Raw genomic sequence first — 16,228 nt, 5'->3', positions numbered from 1 at the left:
CTACATAGATGGGTGATTCTTTTTATATCCCATCTTTCTTCCTATAATGGATCGAATGCTTCGATCCAAATATTTTATTATAAAGGGACATTCACTTTTTTTCTATTTTGATAACAGAAAAAAGGTGCCAGTGGATTTCCACCAACACCATATATGGTAGAGCCGAAAAAGCCCCCCTAAAGTAATCAGATGTTTTGTTTTTTTAATCTTTCTACCTTAATGGGAGCATATCATTTCTGCCACAACCCTATTCATTGTAGAAACATCTTTATATGATTAGAGTTGAAACTAGGTTATTTTTCGCTAAACTATATTTATTCAAATTCTTCACTTAAAAACAAATCAATAAAACTATTTACTTGTGGTAAATTACGCATACCAGGTTGATAGCAAAGCCATGTATCACGTGTAATCGGCTCTCCTTCAATCTCTAATGGTAAATGCGCATATTGATTCATTAAATTATTCGAAATACTTTTCGGTAAAATAGCCATACCGAGTCCTTGCTTCATAAATTGCTTACATGTTTCAATTTGATCCACACTAATTTTTTGAATCGGTTGGATTTGATCTTGACGATAAAATAACCAATGATTCATCAACTCATGCAAATCGTCATCACTTTTGAATGAAATAAGTGGGCGATTTTTCACTTCTTTATTTTCAAATGGCTCTGTATCAAAAATATAAAGTGGATCTTTAAACAATAATACAGATGTGCTATCTTTAATTTTTTCACCACGTACGATTGTAATGTGGTATTTATTAAAATCACGTTTTATATTTTCACTCATCCCAGTTACTAAATCAATAGATACTAATGGGAACTTCTTTGTAAACTTTGCCAAAATCGTTGGTAAATATCGTTGACTAATCAATGATGAGCAAGCAATGGATAACGTACCACGTACTTCAATGCTAGATGCAGCTAATGTATTTTTTATTTCCGTTTCACGTTCTACCACTTCTTGAGCATGTTTTAAAATGATTTCACCACTCGGTGTTAATTTTAAACGTTTTGATGTACGGATAAAAATTTGTTCACCAAAATACTCCTCAATATATTTCAATCTTTGTGAGACTGCCGGTTGTGAAATTAACACTGCCTTTGCTGTTCCCCGAACCGTTCCGATTTTATTTAATTGGATAAGTAATTCATAATCATCAATTTTCATTTCATACCACTACTTTACTATCGTATTTTATAATTGATCACGCCATTTTAATAAGCGAGATGTATCCTCACTATTTATTTTACCATCTTCTTGTAAAACGTCTAATAAATGATCGAAATTTGTGATTGTATCCATAAATAAATCTTCTTGCTTGAATCGTTCCACTGCTTTTTGTAATCCATAAGTGAAGATAGCAAACACGCCTAGGACATCTGCCCCTTCTTCACGTAACACATTTGCCACATCAATAGAGGAGCCACCAGTAGAAATTAAGTCTTCAATTACTATAATTTTTTGACCCTTTTCAACCTTTCCCTCAATTTGATTTCCTTTCCCGTGTCCTTTTGGTTTTGAACGAACATATGCCATTGGAACATTTAATTCATCTGCAAGCCAAGCCGCATGGGGGATTCCAGCTGTAGCACAACCTGCAATCACATCCGGTGTCATATTTAATTCCACCAATTTTTCTGCAAAAGCTTTCGCAATTTGTGTTCGAATTTCAGGATATGACATCGTTAGACGGTTATCACAATAAATTGGCGACTGAATCCCTGATGTCCAAGTAAAGTACCCATCTGTTTTAATTTGAACTGCTTCAATTTCTAACAATGCTCTCGCTACTTTATTTTGTAATTCCATGTTCCCACTCCTCCAACGCTTGCTTATATGCAGCAAACGGCTGCTCTGCCTTTGTAATACTTCTTCCTATTACGATATAATCCGAATTTAGTTCTTTTGCCATCGCTGGTGTTGCAACTCGTTTTTGATCATCATCTTTTGAATTCATTAGACGAATACCAGGTGTTACCGTTAAAAATTCATTGGAGCAAGCCTCTTTAATCGCTCGTACTTCATGTACCGAACAAACGACACCATCTGCACCACTTTGTTTAGCTAACGTAGATAAGTGTAACACATTATCATTAATATTGTTCGGTAAACGTAAGTCACGTGACATTTCCATTTCATCCATCGACGTTAAAATGGTAACGGCAATTAATTTCGTTTTATCATGCACACTCGTTAATCCTTCTTTAGCGCGTTTAATCATTTCACTTCCACCGATTGCATGTACATTCACAAGATCTACTTCCGCATGTGCTAAGTTTTTCATTGCACGCATGACCGTCGTTGGAATATCATGTAATTTTAAATCTAAAAATATTGGATGATTTCTTTTTTTCAATTCTTCAATAACATACATACCTTCGCGATAAAAAAGTTCCATACCTACTTTCACTGGAACTTCATGCAAATTATTTTCTTCTAAAAATTGTTTGGACATTTCCCACGTCGGAAAGTCTAACGCTAAATACATTCCATTATTCATGCTTGTGCGCTCCTCCAGTTGCTTCTTTTACGGATGAAAATCCATATGTTTCTAATACTTTAGGTAATGCATCAATAATTTCTGGGCATACAAATGGATTTTGAAAATTTGCTGTCCCCACTGCTACTGCATCTGCACCTGCAAGTAAAAATTCTAACACATCTTCTGCGGTTTCAATTCCGCCCATTCCAATAATCGGAATGTTTACATGTTGTTTCACTTCGTAAATCATCCGAATTGCCACTGGTTTAATAGCTGGACCGGATAAGCCCCCTGTTTTATTCGCAATTACTGGTTTACGTGTTGGCAAATGAATTTGCATGCCAGTTAATGTATTGATCATGGATAAACCGTCAGCTCCAGCGGCTTCAATCGCTTTTGCCATATCCACAATATTCGTTACATTGGGAGATAATTTGACATAAACCGGTACATTACTCGCCTGCTTCACTTTTTCTGTTACTGTAGCGGCCATATGAGGGTCGATTCCGAACTGAATTCCTCCCTCTTTTACATTTGGACAAGAAATATTTAGTTCAATCGCCCGTAAATCTTCAGCTTCATTTAGAACGGTTGCAACATTCACATATTCTTCCATCGTACTACCTGAAACATTAGCGATAATCGGTATATGAAATTTACTTAAAAAGGGAATTTCTGTTTCCACAATTTTTTCTACGCCTGGATTTTGTAACCCAATTGCGTTCAACATACCTGAAGCCGTTTCTGCTACACGAGGTGTTGGATTTCCTAATCGTTCCTTTCCAGTCGCTGCTTTCATAATGACTGCACCAAGCTTACTTAAGTCATAAAACTGACTATACTCTCTCCCAAACCCGAAACAACCTGAAGCAGGCATGATCGGATTTTTTAGTTCCAAACCTGGTAATGATACAGATAAATCCATTATAAACTCACCTCTTCTGCACGAAATACTGGACCATCTTGACAAATCTTCTTATAATTGGAGCCATCGTTTGTCGGTATGATACACGCATAACATGCCCCAATACCACATCCCATACGCTCTTCAAAAGATAAGTATCCTTCCTTATCTTGAAATGTATTCGTTACAGCTTTCAGCATCGGAGCTGGACCGCAAGAATAATAACGATCAAATGAAGTTATTTTATCAACCATATCTGTAACAAAACCTTTTTCACCGTAAGAACCATCATTCGTTACAACGATTGTTTCGCCCAATTTTTTAAATCGTTCTTCATAAAAGACAAAATCTTTCGATTGAAAACCAATTACTGCTTGTACATCATACCCCAACTCTTTCAATGTACATCCTAAAAAATATAACGGTGGGACACCAATACCTCCACCGATTAATAAAACTTTATCCTTTTTCGACAAGTTTTTTAAAGGAAATCCATTTCCAGCAGGTCCCAACACATCAACCGTTTCCCCTTCGACGTATTCACTTAATCGTTTCGTACCTTTTCCAATTATTTTAAATAAAATGGTTACCGTCATAGCAGTACGGTTCACAGCCGCAATGGATAGCGGCCGTCTTAACGTACATCCCGATACGGAGATATGCAAAAATTGTCCTGGAGCTGCATTTTCACTAATATACTCATTTTGTAAAACCATTTCTACTGTTTCTTTGGCAATTACATTAATTGAAATGATTTTCATCGTTTCTTTTTTTATCATGCTTATAATGCCCCTTTATCTACCATTCTGTTCGCACTAAATGTTGTGGATTCAATCACATTGACAATCGCTTCTGCTGTATCTAAGTTCGTTAAACTAATAATACCATGTTCAACGGCTTCCCGACGAATTCTAAATCCGTCTGAGCGTGTTTGTTTTCCAGATGTTAAAGTATTGATAACAAATTGGACTTCTCCATTCGTAATAAGGGAAAGTACATTCGTATCTATACTTCCAATTTTATCTACTGCCGTTACACGTAGTCCTTCATTTTGTAGATATTTCGCTGTACCTTCTGTCGCATAAATTTGGAAACCTAAGTCATGAAAACGTTCGGCAATCTCAAATGCTTCCTGTTTATCTTTATCTGCCACTGTCATTAATACAGAACCTTCATGTGGAATCTTTAAGCCTGAAGCGATTAGGCCTTTATATAATGCCTTTTCTAATGTTTTGTCATAACCAATTGCTTCCCCTGTTGATTTCATTTCAGGCCCAAGTGTCGTATCAACACTACGTAATTTCTCAAAGGAGAACACCGGTAATTTTACATACACATTTTCACATTCTGGTAAGATTTCCGTTTTTAATCCTTTATTTGCTAGTTTTTCACCTAAAATTGCACGGGTAGCAATATTAGCCATCGTTACACCAGTAATTTTACTTAAGAAAGGAATCGTACGTGATGCTCTTGGGTTCACTTCAATTACATACACATCTTCCTCTTTAATAATAAACTGGATGTTTAATAATCCAACTACGTTTAATTCTTTCGCTATTTTATCTGTCGCTTCTAAACATTTTTGTTTCACCGCATCGCTTAAACGTTGTGGTGGATATACGGCAATCGAGTCTCCTGAGTGCACACCTGATCGTTCGATATGTTCCATAATCCCCGGAACAAATGTCGTCTCTCCATCGCTAATGGCATCAATATCCACTTCGATCCCTGTTATATATTGATCGATTAATAATGGTTTATCAGGATTAATGGTCGTTACTTTATTTAAATAATTGTTTAATTCCTCATCGTTATAGACAATTTCCATTTGACTTCCACCAATCACATAAGACGGTCGAACTAAAACAGGGTAGCCAATATGATTCGCTGTCTCTACAACGATTTCTTTTTTTGTTACTGCTTTTCCATTTGGACGAATTAAGTTTAATTTTTCTAATAAAGCTTCAAACTTTTCACGGTCTTCCGCACGGTCAATTGCTTCTAAGCTTGTACCTAGAATATTCACACCACGTGCTTTTAAACCTGCCGCTAAGTTGATTGCTGTTTGACCACCAAACTGAACGATTACACCTAATGGTTGTTCTAATTCCACTACGTGCATGACATCTTCTAATGTTAATGGTTCAAAATATAACTTATCCGAAATAGAAAAATCGGTTGATACTGTTTCAGGGTTATTATTCATAATAATCGCTTCATAACCCATTTCTTGTATCGCTAAAACAGAATGTACTGTCGCATAGTCAAATTCAATTCCTTGTCCGATTCGAATTGGCCCAGAACCTAAAACGAGTACTTTTTCTCGCTCTGTTTTTACAGACTCATTTTCCTGTTCATACGTACTGTAAAAATATGGCGCCTTTGATTCGTATGCCGCTGCACATGTGTCGACCATTTTGTATACAGGTAGAATTTGATGTTGTTTACGGAATTCATATACCTCTTCTTCCTCCACGCCCCATACACGTGCAATTTGCGTATCTGAAAATCCGTAACGTTTCACTCGTTCAACCATTTCCTGATCAAATTTTGCTTCTTTTAATTGTTCTTCTAAATCAATAATATGTTTAATTTTACGTAAGAAAAGGAAATCAATTTTCGTTAATGCATGTATTTCTTCAATTGTCATTCCACGGCGTAATAATTCAGCTAAGACGAACATTCTTTCGTCATCTGCTTTTACAACTCGTGTTAATAATACATCCTGTGCCACATCATTTAATTTAGTTAAATGAAAGTCTCCATTTCCTACTTCTAATGAACGAACACCTTTTAAGAAAGATTCCTCAAGGTTTCGTCCAATCGCCATAATTTCTCCTGTCGCTTTCATCTGTGTTCCTAATTTACGGTCTCCGGATGTAAATTTATCAAATGGAAAACGCGGGAATTTTGTCACTACATAATCTAATTGAGGCTCAAAACAAGCATAGGTCGTTTCTGTAATTGGATTTTTAATTTCATCTAATGTTAATCCGACTGCAATTTTAGCGGCAATTTTAGCAATTGGGTACCCTGTCGCTTTGGAAGCTAACGCAGATGAACGACTTACACGTGGATTCACTTCAATAATATAATACTGGAAACTATGAGGATCTAACGCTAATTGTACGTTACACCCACCTTCAATTTCTAATGCACGTATTAATTTCAATGAAACCCGACGCAACATTTGATACTCTTTATCTGATAATGTCACAGACGGAGCTACAACGATCGAATCCCCTGTATGAATCCCCACTGGATCAATATTTTCCATGTTACAAACGACTATTGCTTGATCCTTTTTATCACGAATAACTTCATATTCAATTTCTTTAAAACCTGCAATACTTTTTTCTATTAAACATTGATTTACAGGTGATAATGCTAAACCATTTTTAACAATATGTTCTAATTCTTCCCGGCTATCACACATTCCACCACCTGTACCACCTAAAGTAAATGCTGGACGAACGATAACAGGATAACCGATTTCTTCTGCAAAATGTACTGCTGCTTCTACCGTATTTACGATATCACTTGGAGGTACTGGTTCATTTAATTCCTCCATTAATGAACGGAACTTTTCACGGTCCTCCGCTTTTTCAATCGCTTCTAATGAAGTACCTAAAAGTTGTACATTGAATTGTTCTAAAATCCCTGATTCATCTAATGCTATTGCTAAGTTTAACCCTGTTTGACCACCTAATGTTGGTAATATTGCACAAGGACGCTCCTTACGAATAATTTTACTTAAAAATTCAACAGTAAGTGGTTCCATATATACTTTATCTGCGACTGTAAAGTCTGTCATGATTGTTGCTGGATTCGAATTTGCTAAAATAACTTCATATCCTTCTTCTTTTAAAGCATGACAAGCTTGAGTTCCAGAATAATCAAATTCCGCCGCTTGTCCGATTACAATTGGTCCTGAACCAATGACTAAGATCTTTTCAATGTTTTCATTTCTAGGCATGTTGTTGGCCTCCATTTTTTACCCTGTTTTGTTTCATCATTTGAATAAATTGTTCGAATAAATATTTTGTATCGTTAGAACCTGGTGCTCCTTCTGGATTAAATTGTACAGAAAAAGCATCATACTTTTTATGTCTTAAACCTTCCACCGTATCATCATTTAAGGAACGAAATGTAATAGTTAAATCTGTATTTTCTATCGAAGCTTCCTCTACGTGGTATTGACGGCTCTGTGTCGTAATCCATGTTTTATCGATCGTTAAATCTTTCACTGGAAAACTATTTCCGTAATTTCCGTGTTTTAATTTTGTAATGTTTGCCCCACATGCTTGCGCAAATATTTGATGTCCCAATCCTATGCCGAAAATAGGAATCTTCCCTAACAAAGCATGAACTGTTTCCCTCGTCGTTTGTACAAATGTTGGATTTCCAGGTCCATTTGATAATAGAACCCCATCTGGTTTGAAACGTAAAATATCCTCCGCACTTGTATGATACGGAACTACTGTCACATGACATTGTAAATTCGTTAATTCATGTAGAATCGTTTGTTTCATTCCTAAATCAATCATAACGACTCTTGCACCTTCACCTGGTACGATATACGGCTTTGTAATGGATGTTTTCTCAACAAGTAAGCTCTTTTCTTCTTTTTCTAGCACTTCTTGAACAGACTCAAATGTTGTAGATGCATCTGTAATCATTCCACGCATAGAGCCTTTATCGCGTAGCAATCTCGTTAACATACGTGTATCAATCCCAGCGATTCCAGGTATTTGATATCTTTTCATAAAAGAGTCTAATGTTTCCTCACTTCTGAAGTTTGATGGTTCATCATTTACTTCTTTCGTAATAATTCCATTTATAAATGGTGTAATAGATTCAAAGTCATCACGATTTATTCCATAAGATCCGATAGAAGGATATGTCATTACAGCAATATGTCCTAAATAGTTTGGATCTGTCATAATTTCTTGGTATCCAGTCATTCCTGTATTGAAAATAACTTCTCCTTCTGTGACACATTCACTTCCGAAAGCTTCTCCAACAAAAGTTGTTCCATCTTCTAAAATTAATTTTCTTTTAGTCATCTTTACCATCCTCATATACGACTTTTCCTGCTGCGATCGTCATTACTGGAATACCTACAACTTCCCATCCATCAAAAGGAGTATTTTTACTTTTAGATACAAAATCTTTTCTGTCAATAACCATTTCTTTATCTAAATCCACTAAGGTAATATCTGCCACTTTTCCTTCTTCTAATGTCCCGTATGGCATATGAAATACTTCTGCTGGTAAACGTGTAAAAGCATCCACTAGATGTTGTAATGTCATTTTTCCGGTTTTTACTAAATGTGTGTACAATAACGGAAATGCTGTTTCTAAACCGACAATACCGAATGGAGCCTTAGCCATACCTACCGCTTTTTCATCTGCAGCGTGTGGCGCATGGTCTGTCGCGACAAAATCAATTGTGCCGTCAAGTAAACCTTCTAATAATGCATCTCTATCAGCTTTTGCACGTAAAGGTGGATTCATTTTCCAATCAGCATTATCTTCTTTAATATCATCTTCTGTTAATAATAAGTGATGCGGACTTACTTCTGCTGTTACACGAATCCCAGCTCTTTTTGCATCACGAATGACACGGACAGATTCCTTCGTACTTACGTGACAAACATGGTAATGACAATTTGCAGTTTCTGCTAATAATACATCACGTGCAATTTGTACGGATTCACATGCATTTAAAATACCTGGTAAACCTAAACGTTTACTCACATTCCCTTCATGTACTGCTCCTCCATAAAGAATCGAGTTATCTTCACAATGTGCCACAATTGCACGGTCATTTGCTGCCGCTTCTTGCATCGCCTCTAACATTTGACCCGCCGTTTGGATACCAACTCCATCATCTGTAAAAGCAAAAATGTCTGTTTTACTTAATGCTGAAATATCTGTTCGTTCTTCTCCTTTTAATCCTTTCGTAATTGCTGCATATGGCAACACGCGAATGACAGCATCTTTCTTAATACGGTCAAATAACCTTTCTACCTCTTCTACACTATCTGGTACTGGGTTTGTATTAGGCATTGAACAAACCGTCGTATATCCACCACGAGCTGCTGCTTCTGTACCTGTTTTAATCGTTTCTTTATGTTCCCCGCCTGGTTCGCGTAAATGAATATGAACATCAATAAATCCCGGTGTCACTAACTTTCCTGTACAATCAACAACTCTTTCTACTTCCATATTTATTTCTGGAGCAATTTGTTTAATCGTATCTCCTTCAATTAACAGATCGCATTTTTGTAAATGATTGTCCCCTGAAAGTACTGTTGCGTTTTTTAATATCATGTTCATGAATAATCCCCCATTTTAATAGTTGTGTTGTTAATACTGCCATTCTTACATATACGCCATTCGACATTTGCTTAAAGATTCTTGAACGCTCACATTCTACTAATGTCGTATCTATTTCTACCCCTCGATTGACTGGTCCAGGGTGTAATACAATTGCATGTTCTTTCATTTTCTTTTCTCTTTCCATTGTTAGCCCATAATGTTCATTGTAATTGACGGTTGAACTTGAAAATTGATCATGACGTTCATGTTGAATTCGTAACAACATAAGTACATCACTCATTTCAATTGCTTCATCCATCGTTACATATGGATAGGCTAAACTGTCATCCATAAAATCTGGTGCACCTGTAAAATATACATTTGCTCCTAACTTTGTTAACATTTGTGCATTCGAACGAGCGACACGACTATGTTTTATATCCCCTGCAATAACGATATTTAATCCATCAAAAGAACCGAATTCTTGATATATCGTAATAGCATCTAATAAACTTTGTGTCGGATGGTCTTTTTTCCCTGCACCTGCATTCACAATCGGTACATTCATTCTATCTTTTAATTCATCTGCCCAGTCATCACTTTCATGACGAATGACGAGCACATCCGCCCCAATTGCTTCAAATGTTTTTGCTGTATCATATAACGTCTCGCCTTTTTTCATACTTGAGTTTTCGGAATTAAATTCTAATGCTTCTATACCTAATCTGCGCTCCGCAACAATAAAACTCATTTTTGTTCTTGTGCTAGGTTCAAAAAATAAATTTGCACTAAATAGTTGTTTCGTTAACTCGTATTCATCTTGGCGATATTTTTCCGCCATCTCTAACAAAGCAATAATTTCCTCTTTTGTCATATGTTCTACAGATAAAAAGTGTTTCATGAATGACATCCTCTCTGTTCATGTAAGATGTACCTAGGCAATAAAAAATGCCTCTTTGCAAAAGGTCGCAAAGAGGCATACGTATCTTTACATATACGTATCTCGTTTGATTGCCACCTTTTAAATCTCTCTGGATTTAATTAAAGGTACATTTATAATTGTTTTTCTAAAATACTGACTTCATCCATCTCATCAAGTTCTGTAATTCCTACAGAGATTACTTCTTCCTTTGATGTAGGAATATTTTTTCCAACATAATCTGCTCGAATCGGTAATTCACGATGTCCTCGATCAATTAAAACAGCTAATTGAATTTGGGACGGACGACCGATATCCATGACAGCATCCATCGCTGCCCTTACCGTTCTACCAGTGTATAATACATCATCAACTAAAACGATCGTTTTATCTTGAATATCTACATCGATATTTGTTGCAATTAAGGTTGGAGCGGTAGATTTTTCTTGCAAGTCATCTCTATATAATGTAATATCTAGCTCCCCAATCGGCACTGTAATTTGTTCAATTTGAGCAATTTTTTCTTTCAAACGTTTTGCGATTGGTACACCTCTAGTTTTGATTCCAACTAGTACGAGGTTTTCTCCACCTTTGTTATGTTCTAAAATTTCATGTGCAATTCTCGTTAATGCGCGGTTAATTGCTGCTTGATCTAGAACGACCGTTTTCTTCTTCACTTCTAAATCCCCCTAAACATTATAAAAAAACCTTTTACCTATATGTGAGGTAAAAGGTTTTGGACATACGTATCCCTAAACATTCCGTATATCCCTTTTTAGCCTCACAGGACTATTTTTAAAGGATTTCTTATTTAAGTTGTCTTTATTATTTCAAAATCCATCTTAAAAGTCAAGTAATGTTTTGTAACTTTTCAATGACGCTTTTAAAATATGACGGTTGTTCGACTTCTACTGTTATTTGTTCCTTTAATACAGGATGTACAAAACTTACTTTCTTCGCAAATAATGCTTGTCCTTTAATATAAGGAGATTTCTTTTTTGTATATACCTCATCTCCGATAATCGGATGATTCATATATTTCATATGCACTCTTATTTGGTGTGTTCGACCTGTAATAAGTTCACATTCTACATGCGTATATTGCTGAAATCTTTCTAACACACGGAATTTTGTTTCCGATTCTTTTCCACCTTCTACAACTGCCATTTCTAACCGATTTTTTGGATTTCTTCCAATCGGTGCCCGAACGATCCCTTGATCATGTGGCACCACCCCATAAACAATTGCTTCGTAAATACGAGTAACTGTACGAGCTTGAAATTGTTCTTTTAAATGGGCATGTACATCATTGTTTTTTGCAATAATAATTACACCACTTGTATCTTGGTCTAAACGATGTACAATTCCTTCACGTTCTTCCCCACCAACATCTGATAATGTTTTACAGTGATATTTTACTGCATTTACTAATGTACCAGTACGAACATGATGGGTCGGATGTACGAGCATCCCTCGTGGTTTATTCACGACGAGTAATGCATTATCTTCATATACAATATCAAGTGGGATATTTTCTGCTTCAATAGGTTTTTCTTCTACTGCCTCTTCTTGAATATGTAATGTAATAGTATCTGCTTCTTTACATTTATAGTTTGGTTTAACTACTTCTCCATTTACTAAAATGGAACCATTTTTAATATATGATTGGATTTGTTGTCTAGAATAATCTGTTTTCGTTACGAGTAGTTTATCCATTCGCTGATTTACTTCTTCGGGTTCAACCATAATTTGCTTTGTCATGCTTTTTTTCCTTTCTTTTTTTCATCCAAAAATGTTGCAATGAAAAATAATATGACACCGACTGTTAAACAACTATCCGCTACATTAAATATTGGAAAATCATAAGAAAATATCATCACGTCTAAAAAATCTACTACTTCTTTTCTAAACAATCGGTCGATGAAGTTACCGATCGCTCCTCCTAAAATAACACTTAATGAAATTGCTAGCAAAGCACTTTCTCGTGCATATTTTTGCATATAATAAATGATGCCGACAATAACGACAATTGTAATAATATAAAAGAAAATCATTTGTCCTTGTAATATGCCCCATGCGGCACCTTCATTACGATGAGATGTTATATAAAATAGTTCATCGATTACTGGGATACTTTCATGCAAATCCATTTTTTCTACGATGAGCCATTTCGTCCACTGGTCTATAAGGATCATAAATAATGCTACGATATAATAACGGGTCATTTTTTTCCTCCTGCTATGTAAACATATACAATCGTTTTGATACATCTTAAAGTATAACATGGTTCGTTAAAAATAGTATGTCATTCACTTAGTGAAATATATATTTTTATCATGTAATGCATTGTAAATCAATTTAAGTTGGTGTGTAGTTGTATGTTTGATTCCTTCTATTTGATTGGAGAGGTACACGAAATAGATGAGGACATTTTTCTATTATAGTATTTCGCACTTTTTTACAATCTATTTCAAAACAAATTATAGCTTCCATATGTCGTTGAGGCCGTCATCACTATTTGACAAAGAGCCAAAAATAGCAGGTAACATTTTTTAGTCACCTGCTATGTTCATATTGTATTATTACTGTACTAAATGGCTATAATGTTCCTCCACTACTTCTGCACAACGGTCACATAATGTAGGGTGTTTTTCGTTTTGTCCTACAGTATGAGCATGCATCCAGCATCGATCACATTTTTCGCCGTCATGTTTCTCCACATATACGTACACATACTGGTATTCTTTCGCATTTTCATGCTTTTCTCCAATTGCCGCTTCAGATACAATTAATAACTGATGGATATGAGGAATAGATGCTAAAACAGCTTTCGTTTGTTCATCTTTTCCAGCAATCGTAATTTTTGCTTCTAATGGTTTACCAATCACTTTCTCATTACGTGCTTCTTCTAATGCCTTTAATACATCTGTACGAATTTTTAGGAAGTGATCCCATTTCACAGCATCTTCTTCTTTAAATCCTACTACTTCACGTGCTTCTGGCATATCTGTTAATTGAACATATTCTGCCTCCACTCCATGAATATGTTCCCATACTTCTTCTGTCGTATGTGGAATAATAGGTGTCAGTAATTGTACAATGGAAACTAATGTTTCATAATAAACCGTTTGGATACTACGACGACGTGGGTGGTCTGCAGCTTCAATATATAAAATATCCTTTGCAAAGTCTAAATAAAATGCACTTAAGTCAATCGTAATATAATTATGAATCGCTTGTGATACATTTTGAAAATCATATGTATCATAACTTTCTTTTACATTTTTCACTAATTGTTGTAAACGATATAACATGTAACGATCGACTTCTTCTAAATCCTTTTCGGCAACTGTATGTTGTTTCGGATCAAAGTCTGCTAAATTCGCTAACATGAAACGGAATGTATTTCTAATTTTACGATAGTTTTCAGATACTTGTTTTAAAATATCTTGAGAAATACGGACATCTGCTTGATAGTCAACAGATGATACCCATAAACGTAAAATATCTGCCCCTAGTTGTTTTTGAACATTTCCAGGTAAAATAACATTTCCTAATGATTTACTCATTTTACGGCCATCACCATCTAAAACGAAACCATGGCTTATCACATTTTTATATGGAGCTTTACCTGTAATTGCTACTGCAGTTGATAAAGAAGAGTTAAACCAACCACGATATTGGTCACTACCTTCTAAATAAATATCTGCCGGTCGGACATGGTCTTCACGATGTAATAATACCGCTTCATGAGATGAACCTGAATCAAACCAAACGTCCATAATGTCTGTTTCTTTCGTAAACTCACCATTCGGACTATGTTCAGATGTGAATCCTTCAGGTAATAAATCTTTTGCATCCCATTCAAACCAAATATTTGAACCATGTTCTGCAAATAAGTTTGATACATGTGTAATTGTCTCATCCGTGATGACCGGTTCTCCATCTTCTCCGTAAAATACTGGAATTGGAACTCCCCATGTACGTTGACGTGAAATACACCAATCTTCACGGTCACGAACCATATTATAAAGACGCGTTTCGCCCCAATGTGGCAACCATTCTACTTCTTTAATTTCATCTAAAATATTATGACGGAAATCTTTAATCGATGCAAACCATTGTGAAGTAGCACGGAAAATTGTCGGCTTTTTCGTACGCCAGTCATGTGGGTATGAGTGGGTAATGAATTTCATTAATAACAGTGCGCCAACTTCTTCTAATTTTTCAGTAACAACTTTGTTTCCATCATCATAAAATAACCCTTCAAAACCAGGTGCTTCATCCGTAAAATATCCTAATTCATCGACAGGACATAATGCATCAATACCGTATTCCTTTGCTACGTAGAAGTCATCTTCCCCGTGGCCAGGAGCCGTATGAACACAACCAGTCCCTGCTTCTGTCGTTACATGAGTTCCTAACATAACGAGTACATCACGGTCATAGAATGGATGTTGTGCGACGACACGGTCTGCTTGACGTCCCATAAATGTTTTTTCCACTTTAACATGTTCCCATTTTAACTCTTCTTCAAGTGGATCTAGTAAATCATGGGCAACAACATATTTTTCCCCATCCGCTTCGACGACAACATACTCTAAATGAGGATGTAAGCTAATTCCTAAGCTCGCCGGAATAGTCCAAGGAGTCGTCGTCCAAATAATAATGTTCGTACCTTCTTCTAATACACCTTTACCATCTTTTACCTTATAGCTAACGTAAATAGAAGGAGAACGTTTATCTTGATATTCAATCTCCGCTTCTGCTAAAGCTGATTCAGAGGATGGCGACCAATATACAGGCTTTAATCCTTTGTAAATATACCCCTTTTTCGCCATTTCACCGAACACTTTAATTTGTGCTGCTTCGTAATCTTTTGTTAGCGTAATATATGGATTATCCCAATCACCACGAACCCCTAATTGTTTAAACTGGTTACGTTGATTGTTAATTTGCTTCATCGCATAATCTGCACACATTTGACGAAATTCGGCAATCGACATTTTTTTACGATCAATTTTCTTCTGTTTCGTTAAAGCAGTTTCAATTGGTAATCCATGCGTATCCCAGCCAGGAATGTATGGAGCATGAAATCCATTCATCGATTTATAACGAGTAATAAAGTCTTTTAATATTTTATTTAACGCATGTCCAATATGAAGATCCCCATTCGCATATGGTGGTCCATCATGTAAAACGAATAATGGTCTACCTTTCGTTCTTTCTAATGATTGTTCATATACGTTATTTTCTTCCCATCCTTCTCGACGGACTGGTTCTTTGTTCGGTAAATTTCCACGCATCGGAAATTTTGTTTTCGGCATTAGTAATGTTTCTTTATATTCCATTTGTATATAAATCCTCCTATATAAACAAATTATTTACTTATAAAAAACAAAAAAACCTCGAATCCCTAAAGGGACGAGGAATCTCGCGGTACCACCCTTATAAATGTGTCCTTTTCTCACACATTCACTTGAACAATTCATAACGTGAATTACCCGGCCAATCCTACTATTATTTCAAACGGCTACTCAAGAATGATGTTATAAAAGAAACTGCATTAGGCTTCCACCATCCCTAACTCG

General features: G+C 35.9%; 13 protein-coding genes and 1 other annotated feature (1 of these 14 running past the window's edge). All 13 genes read right to left on the bottom strand.

The features are described from left to right. Window positions 1-314: 314 nt before the first annotated feature. Window positions 315-1,175: a LysR family transcriptional regulator gene (locus WKT09_RS07825; RefSeq protein WP_336265786.1), complete on the bottom strand. Its 861-nt coding sequence runs from the start codon at window positions 1,173-1,175 to the stop codon at window positions 315-317. Between the two features lie 27 nt (window positions 1,176-1,202). Further along, window positions 1,203-1,817 carry an orotate phosphoribosyltransferase gene (gene pyrE, locus WKT09_RS07820; protein ID WP_340415507.1) on the bottom strand — a complete coding sequence of 205 codons (615 nt, stop codon included), beginning with the start codon at window positions 1,815-1,817 and terminating at the stop codon, window positions 1,203-1,205. Further along, the gene (gene pyrF, locus WKT09_RS07815) at window positions 1,801-2,508 is read right to left on the bottom strand and encodes an orotidine-5'-phosphate decarboxylase (RefSeq protein WP_340415506.1); all 708 of its coding nucleotides are present in this window, start codon (window positions 2,506-2,508) and stop codon (window positions 1,801-1,803) included. The genes pyrE and pyrF overlap by 17 nt, the downstream gene beginning before the upstream one ends. Further along, window positions 2,501-3,415 carry a dihydroorotate dehydrogenase gene (locus WKT09_RS07810; protein ID WP_340415505.1) on the bottom strand — a complete coding sequence of 305 codons (915 nt, stop codon included), beginning with the start codon at window positions 3,413-3,415 and terminating at the stop codon, window positions 2,501-2,503. Before WKT09_RS07810 ends, pyrF begins: the two co-directional genes overlap by 8 nt. Beyond that, complete coding sequence (locus tag WKT09_RS07805) at window positions 3,415-4,173, bottom strand: dihydroorotate dehydrogenase electron transfer subunit (RefSeq protein WP_340415504.1); 759 nt, start codon at window positions 4,171-4,173, stop codon at window positions 3,415-3,417. Before WKT09_RS07805 ends, WKT09_RS07810 begins: the two co-directional genes overlap by 1 nt. 2 nt (window positions 4,174-4,175) lie before the next feature. Then, a complete protein-coding gene (carB, locus tag WKT09_RS07800; protein ID WP_340415503.1) occupies window positions 4,176-7,370 on the bottom strand; it encodes a carbamoyl-phosphate synthase large subunit in 3,195 nt (1,064 codons plus the stop codon). Beyond that, complete coding sequence (locus WKT09_RS07795) at window positions 7,363-8,460, bottom strand: carbamoyl phosphate synthase small subunit (protein WP_340415502.1); 1,098 nt, start codon at window positions 8,458-8,460, stop codon at window positions 7,363-7,365. Before WKT09_RS07795 ends, carB begins: the two co-directional genes overlap by 8 nt. Beyond that, window positions 8,453-9,736 (bottom strand): dihydroorotase, encoded by a 1,284-nt coding sequence (locus WKT09_RS07790; RefSeq protein WP_340415501.1) that lies wholly within the window; start codon window positions 9,734-9,736, stop codon window positions 8,453-8,455. The genes WKT09_RS07795 and WKT09_RS07790 overlap by 8 nt, the downstream gene beginning before the upstream one ends. Then, window positions 9,663-10,619: an aspartate carbamoyltransferase catalytic subunit gene (locus WKT09_RS07785; RefSeq protein WP_340415500.1), complete on the bottom strand. Its 957-nt coding sequence runs from the start codon at window positions 10,617-10,619 to the stop codon at window positions 9,663-9,665. Before WKT09_RS07785 ends, WKT09_RS07790 begins: the two co-directional genes overlap by 74 nt. A gap of 152 nt (window positions 10,620-10,771) precedes the next feature. Further along, complete coding sequence (gene pyrR / locus WKT09_RS07780; protein WP_340415499.1) at window positions 10,772-11,314, bottom strand: bifunctional pyr operon transcriptional regulator/uracil phosphoribosyltransferase PyrR; 543 nt, start codon at window positions 11,312-11,314, stop codon at window positions 10,772-10,774. A 172-nt stretch (window positions 11,315-11,486) separates the two neighbouring features. Continuing rightward, entirely contained in the window at window positions 11,487-12,398 is a 912-nt protein-coding gene (locus WKT09_RS07775) for an RluA family pseudouridine synthase (RefSeq protein WP_340415498.1), read from the bottom strand. Next, complete coding sequence (gene lspA / locus WKT09_RS07770) at window positions 12,395-12,862, bottom strand: signal peptidase II (RefSeq protein WP_340415497.1); 468 nt, start codon at window positions 12,860-12,862, stop codon at window positions 12,395-12,397. The genes WKT09_RS07775 and lspA overlap by 4 nt, the downstream gene beginning before the upstream one ends. A gap of 357 nt (window positions 12,863-13,219) precedes the next feature. Next, window positions 13,220-15,988, bottom strand: coding sequence for an isoleucine--tRNA ligase (ileS, locus tag WKT09_RS07765; RefSeq protein ID WP_340415496.1), 2,769 nt, complete (start codon window positions 15,986-15,988; stop codon window positions 13,220-13,222). 66 nt (window positions 15,989-16,054) lie between these two features. Beyond that, window positions 16,055-16,228: a binding site (T-box leader), on the bottom strand; it runs 47 nt beyond the window's last position.

The organism is Pseudogracilibacillus sp. ICA-222130, from assembly GCF_037892545.1.
In the GTDB taxonomy this organism is placed as follows: Bacteria; Bacillota; Bacilli; order Bacillales; family Amphibacillaceae; genus Pseudogracilibacillus.
The sequence above is the reverse complement of the archived record's forward strand: the minus strand, read 5'-3'. Positions and strand labels throughout refer to the sequence as shown.

Coding starts and splice junctions, on each gene's coding strand:
- WKT09_RS07775 (WP_340415498.1), bottom strand. CDS start 12,398: ATGACAAAGCAAATTATGGTTGAACCCGAAGAAGTAAATCAGCGAATG.
- lspA (WP_340415497.1), bottom strand. CDS start 12,862: ATGACCCGTTATTATATCGTAGCATTATTTATGATCCTTATAGACCAG.
- WKT09_RS07805 (WP_340415504.1), bottom strand. CDS start 4,173: ATGATAAAAAAAGAAACGATGAAAATCATTTCAATTAATGTAATTGCC.
- carB (WP_340415503.1), bottom strand. CDS start 7,370: ATGCCTAGAAATGAAAACATTGAAAAGATCTTAGTCATTGGTTCAGGA.
- WKT09_RS07825 (WP_336265786.1), bottom strand. CDS start 1,175: ATGAAAATTGATGATTATGAATTACTTATCCAATTAAATAAAATCGGA.
- pyrE (WP_340415507.1), bottom strand. CDS start 1,817: ATGGAATTACAAAATAAAGTAGCGAGAGCATTGTTAGAAATTGAAGCA.
- WKT09_RS07795 (WP_340415502.1), bottom strand. CDS start 8,460: ATGACTAAAAGAAAATTAATTTTAGAAGATGGAACAACTTTTGTTGGA.
- WKT09_RS07810 (WP_340415505.1), bottom strand. CDS start 3,415: ATGGATTTATCTGTATCATTACCAGGTTTGGAACTAAAAAATCCGATC.
- pyrF (WP_340415506.1), bottom strand. CDS start 2,508: ATGAATAATGGAATGTATTTAGCGTTAGACTTTCCGACGTGGGAAATG.
- WKT09_RS07790 (WP_340415501.1), bottom strand. CDS start 9,736: ATGAACATGATATTAAAAAACGCAACAGTACTTTCAGGGGACAATCAT.
- WKT09_RS07785 (WP_340415500.1), bottom strand. CDS start 10,619: ATGAAACACTTTTTATCTGTAGAACATATGACAAAAGAGGAAATTATT.
- ileS (WP_340415496.1), bottom strand. CDS start 15,988: ATGGAATATAAAGAAACATTACTAATGCCGAAAACAAAATTTCCGATG.